The 13,935-nt window shown below is 71.2% G+C and carries 14 protein-coding genes; 8 read left to right on the top strand and 6 right to left on the bottom strand.

From position 1 onward, the window contains the following. Positions 1-85: 85 nt before the first annotated feature. On the bottom strand, positions 86-1,174 hold the full coding sequence (gene ychF, locus ABZO31_RS21650) for a redox-regulated ATPase YchF (RefSeq protein ID WP_406862906.1): 1,089 nt from the start codon (positions 1,172-1,174) through the stop codon (positions 86-88). Between the two features lie 240 nt (positions 1,175-1,414). Here ychF and ABZO31_RS21645 point away from each other — a divergent pair, with 240 nt between their 5' ends. Then, positions 1,415-1,999 carry a DUF6542 domain-containing protein gene (locus ABZO31_RS21645; protein ID WP_406862905.1) on the top strand — a complete coding sequence of 195 codons (585 nt, stop codon included), beginning with the start codon at positions 1,415-1,417 and terminating at the stop codon, positions 1,997-1,999. Positions 2,000-2,041: 42 nt separating this feature from the next. Here ABZO31_RS21645 and ppgK read toward each other — a convergent pair whose 3' ends face one another. Next, positions 2,042-2,797 carry a polyphosphate--glucose phosphotransferase gene (ppgK, locus tag ABZO31_RS21640; protein WP_406862904.1) on the bottom strand — a complete coding sequence of 252 codons (756 nt, stop codon included), beginning with the start codon at positions 2,795-2,797 and terminating at the stop codon, positions 2,042-2,044. Between the two features lie 129 nt (positions 2,798-2,926). Next, complete coding sequence (locus tag ABZO31_RS21635; RefSeq protein ID WP_406862902.1) at positions 2,927-3,943, bottom strand: 4-hydroxy-3-methylbut-2-enyl diphosphate reductase; 1,017 nt, start codon at positions 3,941-3,943, stop codon at positions 2,927-2,929. A gap of 70 nt (positions 3,944-4,013) precedes the next feature. On the opposite strand from ABZO31_RS21635, the gene ABZO31_RS21630 reads away from it, so the two are divergent. From ABZO31_RS21630 to ABZO31_RS21615, 4 genes are all read left to right on the top strand, one after another. Further along, a complete protein-coding gene (locus tag ABZO31_RS21630) occupies positions 4,014-5,354 on the top strand; it encodes an APC family permease (protein ID WP_406862901.1) in 1,341 nt (446 codons plus the stop codon). A gap of 377 nt (positions 5,355-5,731) precedes the next feature. Continuing rightward, a complete protein-coding gene (gene xseA, locus ABZO31_RS21625; protein ID WP_406862900.1) occupies positions 5,732-6,964 on the top strand; it encodes an exodeoxyribonuclease VII large subunit in 1,233 nt (410 codons plus the stop codon). A gap of 56 nt (positions 6,965-7,020) precedes the next feature. Further along, entirely contained in the window at positions 7,021-7,260 is a 240-nt protein-coding gene (locus ABZO31_RS21620; RefSeq protein WP_406862899.1) for an exodeoxyribonuclease VII small subunit, read from the top strand. A 116-nt stretch (positions 7,261-7,376) separates the two neighbouring features. Further along, on the top strand, positions 7,377-7,970 hold the full coding sequence (locus ABZO31_RS21615; protein ID WP_406862898.1) for a malonic semialdehyde reductase: 594 nt from the start codon (positions 7,377-7,379) through the stop codon (positions 7,968-7,970). A gap of 134 nt (positions 7,971-8,104) precedes the next feature. On the opposite strand, the gene ABZO31_RS21610 is transcribed toward ABZO31_RS21615, so the two are convergent. Then, on the bottom strand, positions 8,105-8,638 hold the full coding sequence (locus ABZO31_RS21610) for a DUF4245 domain-containing protein (protein WP_406862897.1): 534 nt from the start codon (positions 8,636-8,638) through the stop codon (positions 8,105-8,107). Between the two features lie 120 nt (positions 8,639-8,758). On the opposite strand from ABZO31_RS21610, the gene glpX reads away from it, so the two are divergent. Then, positions 8,759-9,793, top strand: coding sequence for a class II fructose-bisphosphatase (gene glpX / locus ABZO31_RS21605; RefSeq protein WP_406862896.1), 1,035 nt, complete (start codon positions 8,759-8,761; stop codon positions 9,791-9,793). A gap of 112 nt (positions 9,794-9,905) precedes the next feature. Here the strand turns inward: glpX and ABZO31_RS21600 are convergent, their stop codons facing one another. Beyond that, on the bottom strand, positions 9,906-10,277 hold the full coding sequence (locus tag ABZO31_RS21600) for a WhiB family transcriptional regulator (RefSeq protein WP_406862895.1): 372 nt from the start codon (positions 10,275-10,277) through the stop codon (positions 9,906-9,908). Between the two features lie 174 nt (positions 10,278-10,451). After that, the gene (locus tag ABZO31_RS21595) at positions 10,452-11,171 is read right to left on the bottom strand and encodes a DUF1707 SHOCT-like domain-containing protein (protein WP_406862894.1); all 720 of its coding nucleotides are present in this window, start codon (positions 11,169-11,171) and stop codon (positions 10,452-10,454) included. A gap of 231 nt (positions 11,172-11,402) precedes the next feature. Here ABZO31_RS21595 and ABZO31_RS21590 point away from each other — a divergent pair, with 231 nt between their 5' ends. Together ABZO31_RS21590 and ABZO31_RS21585 are read left to right on the top strand one after the other, a co-directional pair. After that, the gene (locus ABZO31_RS21590; RefSeq protein WP_406862893.1) at positions 11,403-13,073 is read left to right on the top strand and encodes a fumarate hydratase; all 1,671 of its coding nucleotides are present in this window, start codon (positions 11,403-11,405) and stop codon (positions 13,071-13,073) included. A 187-nt stretch (positions 13,074-13,260) separates the two neighbouring features. Next, positions 13,261-13,890 (top strand): HAD family acid phosphatase, encoded by a 630-nt coding sequence (locus tag ABZO31_RS21585; protein ID WP_406862892.1) that lies wholly within the window; start codon positions 13,261-13,263, stop codon positions 13,888-13,890. Positions 13,891-13,935 lie beyond the last annotated feature (45 nt).

Below are 13,935 nucleotides of genomic sequence, written 5' to 3'. Positions count from 1 at the left end.
CATCGCGGGATCGAGGACCCACTGCGGACAGACGCCTGGGCCCGACTCGCCAACAGGCGAGTCGGGCCCAGATGTTGACATGACGTCACACGTTGAAGCGGAACTCCACCACGTCGCCGTCCTGCATGACGTACTCCTTGCCCTCCATGCGGGCCTTGCCGGCGGAGCGGGCGTCGGCGACCGAGCCGGTGGTGACGAGGTCGGCGAAGGAGATGACCTCGGCCTTGATGAAGCCCTTCTGGAAGTCGGTGTGGATCACACCGGCCGCCTCCGGGGCCGTGGCGCCCTTCTTGATGGTCCAGGCGCGGGCTTCCTTCGGGCCGGCCGTCAGGTAGGTCTGGAGGCCCAGGGTGTCGAAGCCGACGCGGGCCAGGGTGGCCAGGCCGGGCTCCTCGGCGCCCACCGACTGGAGGAGCTCCATGGCGTCCTCCTCGTCCAGCTCGGCCAGGTCCGCCTCCAGCTTGGCGTTCAGGAAGATCGCCTCCGCCGGGGCGACCAGGGCGCGCTGGTCCGCCTTGAACGCGTCGTCCGTCAGCTCGTCCTCGTCCACGTTGAAGACGTAGAGGAAGGGCTTCGTCGTCAGGAGGTGCAGGTCGTGGAGGAGCTCAGACTTCTCCGTACCCTGGACGATGCCCTGGGAGAACAGCGTGTCGCCGCGCTCCAGGATCTCCTTCGCCGCCTCGACCGCGGCGACCTTCGGCGCCACGTCCTTCTTGATCCGGGCCTCCTTCGCCAGGCGCGGGAGGACCTTCTCGATCGTCTGGAGGTCGGCGAGGATCAGCTCGGTGTTGATCGTCTCGATGTCGTCCTTCGGCGAGACCTTGCCGTCGACGTGCACGACGTTCTCGTCCTTGAAGGCGCGGATGACCTGGCAGATCGCGTCCGACTCACGGATGTTCGCGAGGAACTTGTTGCCCAGGCCCTCGCCCTCGCTCGCGCCGCGCACGATGCCGGCGATGTCGACGAAGTCGACCGTCGCGGGGAGGATGCGCTGCGAGCCGAAGATCTCGGCGAGCTTGTCCAGGCGGGCGTCCGGCACGCCGACGACGCCGACGTTCGGCTCGATGGTGGCGAACGGGTAGTTGGCCGCCAGCACGTCGTTCTTGGTCAGGGCGTTGAACAGGGTCGACTTGCCGACGTTCGGCAGGCCGACGATTCCGATCGTGAGCGACACGAGGCGACTTCCCTAGCGGTGTGGATGCGGTGTACGCGGTGTACGTGTGGATGCGGTGTGCGTGCGGTGCGCGGTGGGGTTCCGGTGCCTTGCGCCGCTCGGCCCGGGGGCCGATCCACCAGTTTACGGGCGCGGCGAACCGGCCATCCACGCCCACCTTCGGCCGTTCTCACCGTCCGCCTCACCCAAAGGGCGTGTCCTGTGACCGTTTCCTGCCCGGTTGCGACCTACGTTGGAGACGTGGAGCAGCACAAGACCCGTCACCCCCAGCGCCGGACGTTCGCCGACGGCGCCGCGGTCTACCCGGTGCCCGCGCGCCCGGGCGTCCGCCCGGTCCGCGAGCCCGGCGCCGCGCGGCCCCGCCCGGCCCGGCCCGCCGCGCCGGCCGCCCCCGTACCTCTGTTGCGGCGGCTGCCCAACCCCCGGCTCACCGGGCTCGGCGCCGGGCTCTTCGCCGCCGCCACGATGCTGGTCGTCGGGTTCCTCGATCAGCTGCTCCTGGACGGGTCCCCGCTCGCGTACGGGCTGCTGTTCCTGCCCGTCAGCGCCCTCACCGCGCTCTGGGTGCGGGCGGCCGACCTGGTGACCGCGCCGATCAGCGTGCCCATCGCCTTCGCCGTCGGCATCGTGCCCCTCTCCGGGGGAGCCGGGGGCGTCGGCGGGCGCATCATGGCCGTCGTCACCGCCCTCGCCGTCCACGCGGGCTGGCTGTACGGGGGCACGCTGGTCGCCGGTGTGATCACCTGTGTGCGGAAGGTCCGGGACATGGGGCGACGGCAGCGGGCGGCGTCCGCGGCCGCCCGACGGGCCGGCGCGGCACGCTAGCTCCCCTGCCCGGCGCTCTTCGGCTCCCCGGTCCGGCGCCCCTCAGCTCCCGTGCCCGGCGCTCTTCGCCGCCATCGCCGCGCCGACGATGCCCGCGTTGTTCTGGAGCTCCGCCGGGACGATCTCGGCGCGGATGCCGTCGAGCAGGGGCAGGAACCTGTCCGCCTTGCGGCTCACGCCGCCGCCGATGATGAAGAGCTCCGGCGAGAACAGCATCTCCACATGGGCCAGGTACTTCTTGAGCCGACGGCCCGCCCAGTGCTCCCAGCTGAGGTCCTCGTCCTCCTTGGCCTTGGTCGAGGCCCGCTTCTCCGCGTCGTGACCCTTCAGCTCCAGGTGGCCGAGCTCCGTGTTCGGGACCAGGCGGCCCTCCGTGAAGACCGCCGAGCCGATGCCCGTACCCAGCGTCAGCAGCACGACCGTGCCCTTGCGGCCCCGGCCGGCACCGAAGGTCATCTCGGCCACGCCCGCCGCGTCCGCGTCGTTCAGGACGGTCACCGGGAGGCCGTCGAGGCGTTCGCTCAGCAGCCGGCCGGCGTCCGTGTCGATCCAGCCCTTGTCGACGTTGGCCGCCGTACGGACCGTCGAGCCGGTCACCACGCCGGGGAACGTCACGCCCACCGGGCCCGACCAGCCGAAGTGACGGACCACCTCCGCGACGCACCCCGCCACGCCGTCGGGCGTGGCGGGGTGCGGGGTCAGCACCTTGTGGCGGGGCTCGGTCAGGTCGCCGCGCGCCAGGTCGACGGGCGCGCCCTTGATGCCCGAGCCGCCGATGTCCACTCCGAAGACGTTCATGCCGTCCACGGTAGGGGGGAAGCGGGCTGCTCACGCCCGGAACTACTCCGGATCACTCCGGAGCACTCCGGAGCACTCCGGAGCACGTCGGTCACTTCGAAGTGCTCCGGGAGCGCGGCGGAGCTGCGCTCACTGCTCCTTGACCAGCTCCGCGGCCTCCGCGCGCAGGTCGCGGCGGAGCTCCTTCGGGAGGGAGAAGGTCAGGGACTCGTCCGCGGTCTTCACCAGCTCCACGTCCGCGTAGCCGCGCTCCGTCAGCCACTCCAGAACCTCCTGGACCAGGATGTCCGGCACGGACGCACCCGAGGACAGGCCGACGCTGGTGACGCCCTCCAGCCAGGCCTCGTCGATCTCGCTCGCGAAGTCGACGAGGTACGCGGCGGGCGCGCCGGCCTGCTTGGCGACGTCGACCATGCGCTGGGAGTTCGAGGAGTTCTTCGAACCGACGACGATGACCAGCTCCGCCTGCGTCGCCAGCTCCTTGATCGCCAGCTGGCGGTTCTGGGTGGCGTAGCAGATGTCGTCGGACGGCGGGGAGATCAGCTGCGGGAACTTCTCCTTCAGCGCGTCCACGGTCTCCATGGTCTCGTCGACGGAGAGGGTGGTCTGGGAGAGCCAGACGACCCTCGAGGGGTCGCGGACTTCGACCTTCGCCACGTCCTCGGGGCCGTCGACCAGCTGGATGTGGTCGGGGGCCTCGCCGGAGGTGCCGATGACCTCCTCGTGGCCCTCGTGGCCGATCAGGAGGATGTCGAAGTCCTCCTTGGCGAAGCGGACGGCCTCCTTGTGGACCTTGGTGACCAGCGGGCAGGTGGCGTCGATGGTCGCGAGCCTGCCCTGACGGGCCTCCTCGTGGACGGTCGGGGCCACACCGTGGGCGGAGAACATCACGATGTTGCCCGGCGGGACCTCGGTCGCCTGGTCGACGAAGATCGCGCCCTTCCGCTCCAGGGTCTGCACGACGTACTTGTTGTGGACGATCTCGTGGCGGACGTACACCGGGGCCCCGTACTGCTCCAGGGCCTTCTCGACGGCGATCACGGCACGGTCCACGCCCGCGCAGTAGCCGCGCGGGGCGGCGAGCAGGACACGCTTCTGGCGGGTGGGCGCGGGCGACGACGCGGGCGTTGCAGTCATGCGACCCATCGTAAGGGTGGGCGGGGTACGGGCCGCGTCGCGGCGGTCCTGTGCGGACACGGTGCCAGAGACTGTGCGCATGGCCGAGGAAGCGCCCATTGCGGGGCATACGGGACTGCGGCGGAACCTCGGGTTCCAGGACCTGGTGGTCTACGGGCTGCTGTTCATCGCGCCGATGGCGCCGGTGGGGGTCTTCGGCGCGCTGGACGCCCGCTCGGACGGGGCGGTGGCGCTGGTGTACCTGGTCGCCACGGTGGCCATGGCGTTCACGGCGTACAGCTACGCCCAGATGGTGCGGGTCGCGCCGCTGGCCGGGTCGGTGTTCACGTACGCGCGCAAGGGCCTCGGGGACGGGCCCGGGTTCGTCGCCGGGTGGATGGCGCTCCTCGACTACCTGCTGATCCCGGCGGTGGCGTACCTGTTCGCGGGGATCGCGATGGAGGCGCTGGTGCCGGAGGTCGACCGGTGGATCTGGACCGGCCTCGCCGTGGTGATCACGACGCTGCTGAACCTGTGGGGCGTGCGGACGGCGGCGCGGGTGGGGTTCGCGGTGCTGGCGATGGAGATCGTGGTGCTGCTGGTGTTCGTGGTGTCGGCGGTGGTCGTGCTCGTACGGGACGGGGCGCGGCGGGACTGGTGGTCGCCGCTGACCGGGGACACGGCCTTCTCGATGGCGGCGGTGCTGGGGGCGGTGTCGGTGGCGGTGCTGTCGTACCTGGGCTTCGACGCGATCGCGAGCTTCGCGGAGGAGGTGACCGGGGGGTCGGCGAAGGTGGCGCGGGCGGTGCTGTTCTGCCTGGCGCTGGCGGGGGTGCTGTTCGTGGTGCAGACGTACCTGGTGGCGCTGCTGTCGCCGGTGTCGTCGCAGACGCTGGCGCTGGAGCCGGCGCGGCAGGGGGCGGCGTTCTACGACGCGGTGGACGCCTCCGTGGGGACGTGGCTGCACGACCTGGTGGCGGCGAGCAAGGCGATCGGGGCGGCGTTCGCGGCGCTGGCGGGGCAGGCGGCGGGCGGGCGGCTGCTGTTCGCGATGGGGCGCGAGCGGCGGCTGCCGCACGTCCTCGGCCGGACCGACGCCGGGGTGCCGCGGGTGGCGCTGCTGGTGTCGGCGACGGTGACGATGGTGGCGGCGGTGTGGGCGGCGCGGCAGGACGAAGGGCTCGACCATCTGGTGTCGGTGGTGAACATCGGCGCGCTGACGGCGTTCGTGCTGCTGCACGCGAGCGTGATCGGCTGGTTCGCGGTGCGCCGGATGGCGGGACCGCCGCACTGGCTCCGCCATGTGGCGGCCCCGGCGGCCGGCGCGGCGATCCTGGTCGCGGTGATCGCGGAGGCGGCGGTGTCGGCCCAGGTGGTGGGCGTGATCTGGCTGGGGGTGGGGCTGGTGGTGCTTGCGCTGCAGGGGGCGCGGGGGGTGTGAGGGGTGCGGGGGGTGTGAGGGGTGCGGGGGGTGTGAGGGGTGCGGGGGGTGTGAGGGGGCGGCGCGCCCGGCCGCCGTGCGGGGCCGTGGCCCGAGTACCGATCTCGTACGGGGCTTCGCCCTACGCGTCCCGCGACGGAAGGGGCGACCGGGTGGGGGCGGGGGCGGATGCGGCCCGGTGGGCGTCGGGGTCGCGTTGCCGTGTGCGGCGGAGTCGTGGGATCGATCCCCCCACCCCACCCCACCCCTTCCCGAGACCCTGCCGGGGGCCGGTGATCGTCGGGTGCGGCGCGGTCGTGGCTGGTCGCGCAGTTCCCCGCGCCCCTGTGGGGCGCTGCCCGGGCGGCGTTGTCGTGGGTCGCCACTACGCTCGGTGCATGGCTTTGACTACGTCTGCCGAGGCACCGTTGCCCGTCGGAGAGGTTTCACGGTTGATCGGAAGGTGGATCGACCGGCTGGGGGCCGTCTGGGTGGAGGGGCAGATCACGCAGTTGTCCCGGCGGCCCGGGGCCGGGGTGGTGTTCCTGACCCTGCGGGACCCCTCGCACGACATCTCCGTGTCCGTCACCTGCTACCGCCAGGTCTTCGACGCCATCGCCGACGTCGTCTCCGAGGGCGCCCGCGTCGTCGTGCACGCCAAGCCCGAGTGGTACGCCCCGCGCGGGCAGCTGTCGCTGCGGGCCGCCGAGATACGGCCCGTCGGCGTCGGCGAGCTGCTCGTACGGCTCGAGCAGCTCAAGCGGGCACTGGGGGCCGAGGGGCTCTTCGCGCCCGAGCGGAAGAAGCCTCTTCCCTTTCTGCCGCAGCTCGTCGGGCTCGTCTGCGGCCGTGCCTCCGCCGCCGAGCGCGACGTCCTCGAGGTCGCCCGGCGCCGCTGGCCCGCCGTCCGGTTCGAGGTGCGCAACGTCGCCGTGCAGGGCGTGCACGCCGTCCCCCAGGTCGTCCAGGCCGTCAAGGAGCTCGACGACCACGGCGACGTCGACGTGATCGTCGTGGCCCGCGGCGGCGGCAGCGTCGAGGACCTGCTGCCGTTCTCCGACGAGCAGCTGATCCGGGCCGTGGCCGATTGCCGTACGCCCGTCGTCTCCGCGATCGGCCACGAACCCGACTCCCCGCTCCTCGACCTCGTCGCCGACCTCCGCGCAGCCACGCCCACCGACGCCGCCAAGAAGGTCGTCCCCGACGTCGGCGAGGAGCTGGAGCGCGTCCAGGCCCTCCGGGACCGCGCCCTGCGCACCGTCCGGGGGCTGCTCGACCGCGAGGAGCGCGGGCTCGCCCACGCCCTCGCCCGACCCGTCATGGAGCACCCCCGGCGCATGGTCGAGGAGCGCGACGCTGAGCTCGACGCTCTGCTGGCCCGCAGCCGCCGCGTCCTCGGGCATCTCCTCGACCGCGCCGAGTCCGAGATCTCGCACACCCGGGCCCGCGTCCGGTCCCTCTCCCCCGCCGCGACCATGGAGCGCGGGTACGCGGTCCTCCAGCGCGCCGACGGGGCCGTCGTCCGCTCTCCCGACGAGGTCGCCGAGGGCGAGGAGCTGCGCGCCCGCGTGTCCGAGGGGGAGTTCGCCGTCCGGCGCGTACCCCAGTCGCAGTCCCCGTCCCAGTCGTAGTCCCAGTCGTAGTCGTAGTCGTAGTCGTAGTCGTCAGTAACGCGAAGGTGGAATTCATGGCAACCCGTACCGACGAGACCGCGCTCGGCTACGAGCAGGCCCGCGACGAGCTCATCGAGGTCGTCCGGCGGCTGGAGGCCGGCGGGACGAGCCTCGAGGAGTCGCTCGCGCTCTGGGAGCGGGGCGAGGAGCTCGCCAAGGTGTGCCGGCGGTGGCTGGATGGCGCCCGTGCCCGGCTCGACGCCGCGCTCGCCTCCGCGGAGGACGGCACAGACACGGTCGCTGACCAGGACTGATACACAAGGAGCCTGTGAAACGGATCACTATCCGGTTCGTTTAGTTGAAAATTAACCAATCTCGCCGTACCTTTCAAGACATCGCACTACCCCTTGCACGTCCGGAAGGTACGCATATGTCCCTCGTTCTTGACACCACCGCCCAGGACCTCCTCTTCCGCGAGGCCCGCACCGCCAACGCGTTCACCGACGAGCCGGTGACCGAGGCGCAGGTCCAGGCGATCTACGACCTGGTCAAGTTCGGGCCGACCGCGTTCAACCAGACCCCGCTGCGCGTCACCCTGGTCCGCTCCCCCGAGGCCCGCGAGCGCCTGGTCGCGCACATGGCCGAGGGCAACCAGGCGAAGACCGCCGCCGCCCCGCTGGTCGCGATCCTCTCCGCGGACAACGAGTTCCACGAGGAGCTCCCCCAGCTCCTGCCGCACTTCCCGCAGGCCAAGGACATGTTCTTCGGCGAGCGTCCGGTCCGCGAGCAGTCCGCGCTGCTGAACGCCGCCCTGCAGGCCGCGTACTTCATCGTCGGCGTCCGCGCCGCCGGCCTGGCCGCCGGCCCGATGACCGGCCTGGACTTCGCCGGCCTCCAGAAGGAGTTCCTGGACGACGACCACACCCCGCTGATGGTGGTCAACATCGGCAAGCCGGCCGAGGACGCCAGCCCGTTCCCGCGCTCCCCGCGCCTCGCCTACGAGGACGTCGTCACCACCGTGTGACCCCGGCGGACACGCAGAAGGCCCCGCACACCTCGTGTGCGGGGCCTTCTCGCTGCCTCGGGTCTGCGCCAGACCTGCCTCACGTCTGCGCCAGACCTGCCTCACGTCTGCGTCAGGCCTGCCTCACGTCTGTTTCACGCCTTCTTCGACTGCAGCGCGCCCGCCATCTCCGCCAGCCGGTCGAGCGACGCCGTGCCGGTGACCACCGTCGTGGCCTTGCCCTCCGTACGGACCAGGGCGTCGTACTTCGGGCCCTCCCAGACCTGCCACACCTGACCGGCCACCGTCCGGGTCTTCCCGGACGCCTTGGCCTTCTGGGTGACGTCGGGGACGTACTCCTTCGGGTCCTCGGTCGACTGGTACAGCGCCGCGTACTGCGTGTCCGGAGTCAGGAAGCCCAGCTGCCAGCGGTCGTTCTGCTCGCGCTTGTACGAGACGACCGTCGCCTTCCAGCCCTCGCCCAGCCCCTCCGGGGCGAGCACGGGGTACGGCGCCGCGCGCTGCGCCGTCAGCAGCTCGACCCGGTAGTCCTTGGCCTCGACCGGGTTCGCGTCCTCGTCGTGCGGAATGAAGAGATACATGACGCCGGCGGCGGCCATGATCACCGCCAGCGACTGGAACATTCCGCGTACTGTCTGCTTGCCTCGCATACCTGCCACGCCCCCCATGGTCGCATCATGGTGTTGTGCTCATACGTGGGCCCCTCTGCTCAATTTGTCGACCTGACGATAGAGTCACAGCACCCTCTTGTTCTCTTCCGGCCGTCGCCGTACAGAAAGGTGCGCTCGATGACCGAGCATCACTCGCTGCCGCCCGAGCTGGAGGTCTCTCCCGAGGCCCCCGACCGCAACCTCGCCCTGGAGCTGGTCCGCGTCACCGAGGCCGCGGCCATGGCCGCGGGCCGCTGGGTCGGCCGCGGTGACAAGATCGGCGCGGACGGCGCGGCGGTCAACGCCATGCGGACCCTGATCTCCACCGTCTCGATGAACGGCGTCGTCGTCATCGGCGAGGGCGAGAAGGACGAAGCCCCCATGCTCTTCAACGGGGAGCGGGTCGGCGACGGCACCGGCGCCGAGGTCGACATCGCCGTCGACCCGATCGACGGCACCACCCTCAACGCCAAGGGCATGCCGAACGCGATCGCCGTCCTGGCCGCCGCGGACCGCGGCACCATGTTCGACCCGTCCGCGGTGTTCTACATGGACAAGCTGGTCACCGGCCCCGAGGCCGCCGACTTCGTCGACATCGACGCGCCCGTCTCCGTGAACATCCGGCGGGTCGCCAAGGCCAAGAACTCCTCGCCCGAGGACATCACGGTCGTGATCCTGGACCGCCCCCGTCACGAGGGCATCGTCAAGGAGATCCGCGAGACCGGCGCCCGGATCAAGTTCATCTCCGACGGCGACGTCGCCGGCTCGATCATGGCCGTCCGCGAGGGCACCGGCGTCGACATGCTCATGGGCATCGGCGGCACCCCCGAGGGCATCATCTCCGCCTGCGCGATCAAGTGCCTCGGCGGCGTGATCCAGGGCAAGCTGTGGCCGAAGGACGACGCGGAGCGGCAGCGCGCGCTGGACGCCGGTCACGACCTGGACCGCGTGCTCTCCACGAACGACCTGGTCAGCGGCGACAACGTGTTCTTCGTCGCCACCGGCATCACCGACGGCGAGCTGCTGCGCGGCGTCCGCTACCGCGCCGAGACCGCGACCACCCAGTCGCTGGTCATGCGCTCGAAGTCCGGCACGATCCGGCAGATCGACTCCACGCACCGGCTGTCCAAGCTGCGCGCGTACAGCAAGATCGACTTCGACCGGGCCAAGTAGGCCCGACGGCGTCACGGACGCGTCACGTACGAAGAGGGGCGCCCCCATGTGCGGTGGGGGCGCCCCTTCCCGTACGGGCGAAGAGACCGTCGCGGCGCGGGCCCGCGGGCCGTCAGCCGGCCTGGGCGATCCGCTCGGCCGACGCGGCCTTGCGCAGCTCCACCTCGCGGCGGCGCCGGCGGGCCAGTACGACCCGGCGCTCGGCGGCCGTGAGCCCGCCCCACACCCCGTACGGCTCGGGCTGGAGCAGCGCGTGCTCCCGGCACTCGACCATCACCGGACAGCGGGCGCAGACCCGTTTCGCGGCCTCCTCACGGGAGAGCCGGGCGGCGGTCGGCTCCTTGGAGGGCGCGAAGAACAGCCCGGCCTCGTCGCGGCGGCACACGGCCTCCGCGTGCCAGGGTCCGGCCTCGTCCTCCCGTGCGGGCGCACGCTGGGCCGGGACGGCGGCGGCCTGGAGGGGCTGATGCGGCAGTTGCAGCACGGTCTACTCCTGACGACGGCTTCGCGAGCGAGAGACGATGCAGCAGCCCTACCCGCTGTGCGCGCGCCTATGCACTGAGTGGCACGCCACGTACCGAACTGCGGGCAGTGGTGGGCGGATTCCGGTCACTCGGCGACCGGACCCGGTGGCTCGGCGCCTGCCTGCGTCAGTGCCTCAGTGACCCAGGTGCTTGCGCAGCCGGTCCTGCAGATCGGCGATGAACTTGCCCCGCTTCGGGCGGGCCTCCACGTTGCCGAACACCGAGTAGCCGTTGACCACCACGACCGGGGCCTCCGGGTCGGGCGCCTCCAGCGTGCGCACCTCGAAGTTGCCGAAGACGCCGGTGCCGTTGCCGCGCAGCGAGATGTTCTCGGGGACCCGGACCTCGACGTTGCCGAAGATCGACGTGGCGTTGATGGTGGTCAGCCGCTGGGCGAAGATCGCCTCGGTCAGGTCGATCTCGACGTTCCCGAACAGCGCGAACGCGTTCGTCCGGCGGCCGACCCGCCAGCGCCCCTTGCGGCTGTTGCTGGAGAAGACCGCGACCATGCTCTCGGCGGGCACCGCGGAGTCGTCCTCGGGGCCGTACGCGTACCGCTCCTCGGGCGCCGGGCGGGCCGCGCCCGGCGCGGGCAGGTCCCGTACCAGCGGCTCCAGTTCGCCCATGGTCTTGGCCCGGTAGACGGCGTCGATCCGCTCACCGTGCTCCTCCGCGTCGAGCCGCCCCTCGGCGAGCGCGTCGCGCAGGATGTCCGCGATCCGGTCCCGGTCGGCGTCCGAGGCCCGCAGCGCACCCGCCGCGTCGGCGACCGCCGGCGGCTCCGCGACGGCCGGCTCGGCGACGGGCTCGGCGGGGGCGACCGGCTGCTGCTGGGGCTGCTTCTCGAGGTCCACGGAACCACCCTAGCGAAACGCGATAGATCGCGACTAGGGGGCGCGGGAGGAGGGCCGGATTCCCGTTCCACGGGCACCGCCCGAACCGAAACACGCCATTCCGGCGTGCTCCCCCCCGCCCAGTGAGCCTTACCTCACAGGATCCGGGCCCCGCCCGCGTCCTACCCTGGAGTGCGCGCCCGCCAACGGAGGCGGCGCGCTGCTGTCTGCCGAGTGAGGAATGGCCCCGTCATGGCTGAGTTCGCGTACTCCGATCTGCTCCCCCTGGGAGAGGACACCACGCCCTACCGCCTGGTGACCGCCGAGGGAGTCTCCACCTTCGAGGCCGACGGCCGTACGTTCCTCAAGGTCGAGCCGGAGGCGCTGCGCAAGCTGGCCGCCGAGGCGATCCACGACATCCAGCACTACCTGCGCCCGGCGCACCTCGCCCAGCTGCGGCGGATCATCGACGACCCGGAGGCGTCGAGCAACGACAAGTTCGTCGCGCTCGACCTGCTGAAGAACGCGAACATCGCCGCCGCCGGCGTCCTCCCCATGTGCCAGGACACCGGCACCGCGATCGTCATGGGCAAGCGCGGCCAGAACGTCCTCACGCCGGGCCGCGACGAGGAGGCCCTGTCCAAGGGCATCTACGACGCGTACACCAAGCTGAACCTCCGCTACTCCCAGATGGCCCCCGTGACCATGTGGGAGGAGAAGAACACCGGCTCGAACCTGCCCGCGCAGATCGAGCTGTACGCGACCGACGGCGGCGCGTACAAGTTCCTCTTCATGGCCAAGGGCGGCGGCTCGGCCAACAAGTCCTTCCTCTACCAGGAGACGAAGGCGGTCCTGAACGAGGCCTCCATGATGAAGTTCCTGGAGGAGAAGATCCGCTCGCTCGGCACGGCCGCCTGCCCGCCGTACCACCTGGCGATCGTCGTCGGCGGCACGTCCGCCGAGTTCGCGCTGAAGACCGCGAAGTACGCCTCCGCGCACTACCTGGACGAGCTGCCGACCGAGGGCTCCGCCGAGACCGGCCACGGCTTCCGGGACAAGGAGCTGGAGGAGAAGGTCTTCGAGCTGACGCAGAAGATCGGCATCGGCGCGCAGTTCGGCGGCAAGTACTTCTGCCACGACGTCCGCGTCGTCCGCCTGCCCCGCCACGGCGCCTCGCTGCCCGTCGCGATCGCCGTCTCCTGCTCGGCCGACCGTCAGGCCGTCGCGAAGATCACCGCCGAGGGCGTCTTCCTGGAGCAGCTGGAGACCGACCCGGCGCGCTTCCTGCCGGAGACCACGGACGAGCACCTCGACGAGTCCTCCGACGTCGTCGAGATCGACCTCAACCAGCCCATGGACGAGATCCTCGCCGAGCTGACCAAGTACCCGGTCAAGACCCGCCTCTCCCTGACCGGCCCGCTGGTCGTGGCGCGCGACATCGCGCACGCCAAGATCAAGGAGCGTCTGGACGCGGGCGAGGAGATGCCGCAGTACCTGAAGGACCACCCGGTCTACTACGCCGGCCCGGCCAAGACCCCCGAGGGCTACGCCTCCGGTTCCTTCGGCCCGACGACGGCCGGCCGCATGGACTCGTACGTCGAGCAGTTCCAGGCCGCGGGCGGCTCGAAGGTCATGCTGGCCAAGGGCAACCGCTCCGGCCAGGTCACCGACGCCTGCGGCACGCACGGCGGCTTCTACCTGGGCTCCATCGGCGGCCCGGCGGCCCGCCTCGCGCAGGACTGCATCAAGAAGGTCGAGGTCGTCGAGTACGAGGAGCTCGGCATGGAGGCGGTCTGGAAGATCGAGGTCGAGGACTTCCCCGCCTTCATCGTCGTCGACGACAAGGGCAACGACTTCTTCCAGAATCCCGCCCCCGAGCCGACGTTCACCCACATCCCGGTCCGCGGCCCGGGTCTCGGCTGACCCTCCGTCAACACCGCCACGACGCCCCCCGGTCCATACGGACCGGGGGGCGTCCCCGTTCTCCTGCGGGCCGCGTGGGGCTTCGCTCAGAAACTCGCTACCGACCGGTAGCCCTCTCGTCGCCTACCGGTCAGTATTGGGCGCGAGCATGTCAACCATTGAGCCGGTCGACCACTCGGGAGCCCCCATGCTTTCCACCCCCACCAAGGCCAGAGCCGCCGCGGCCCTCGGTCTCACCGCCGTTCTCGTCGTCGGGCCCGCGCCCGCGGCGTTCGCGGCCGACCCGGACAGTCACCACACGTCCGCCGCCGCGATCGACGGCGTCGACTACAGCACCTGGCGGCGCGACGTGGCGGCCGTGATCGACCAGGCCCGGCCGTACGTCGAGAAGCGCTCCGAGAACGCGGGCCGCGAGAAGCAGGCGATCGTCCTCGACATCGACAACTCCTCGCTGGAGACGGACTTCCACCCGTTCTGGGAGCTGCCGACGCCGGCCATCCCCGAGGTGCGTGAGCTGGTCGCCGACGCCCATGAGCGCGGGGTGAAGATCTTCTTCGTCACCGCCCGGCCGGGCATCATCTACTCGCTCACCGACTGGAACCTCAAGCAGGCCGGCTACCCGGTCGACGGGCTGTACGTGCGCTCGCTGCCCGACCTGTTCGCCGAGGTCAGCGCGTACAAGACGGAGAAGCGCGCGGAGATCGAGGCCAAGGGCTACACGATCATCGCGAACATCGGGAACAACACGACCGACATCGTCGGCGGGCACGCCGAGCGGGCGTTCAAGCTGCCGGACTACGGCGGCAAGCTGTCCTGACCCCAGGCGCACGAGAGGCCCGGCCGCCCCCCGGCGGCCGGGCCT

Source organism: Streptomyces solicamelliae, assembly GCF_045348655.1.
Classification (GTDB): domain Bacteria; phylum Actinomycetota; class Actinomycetes; order Streptomycetales; family Streptomycetaceae; genus Streptomyces; species Streptomyces solicamelliae.
This window is presented reverse-complemented; position numbering and strand designations above follow the sequence as displayed.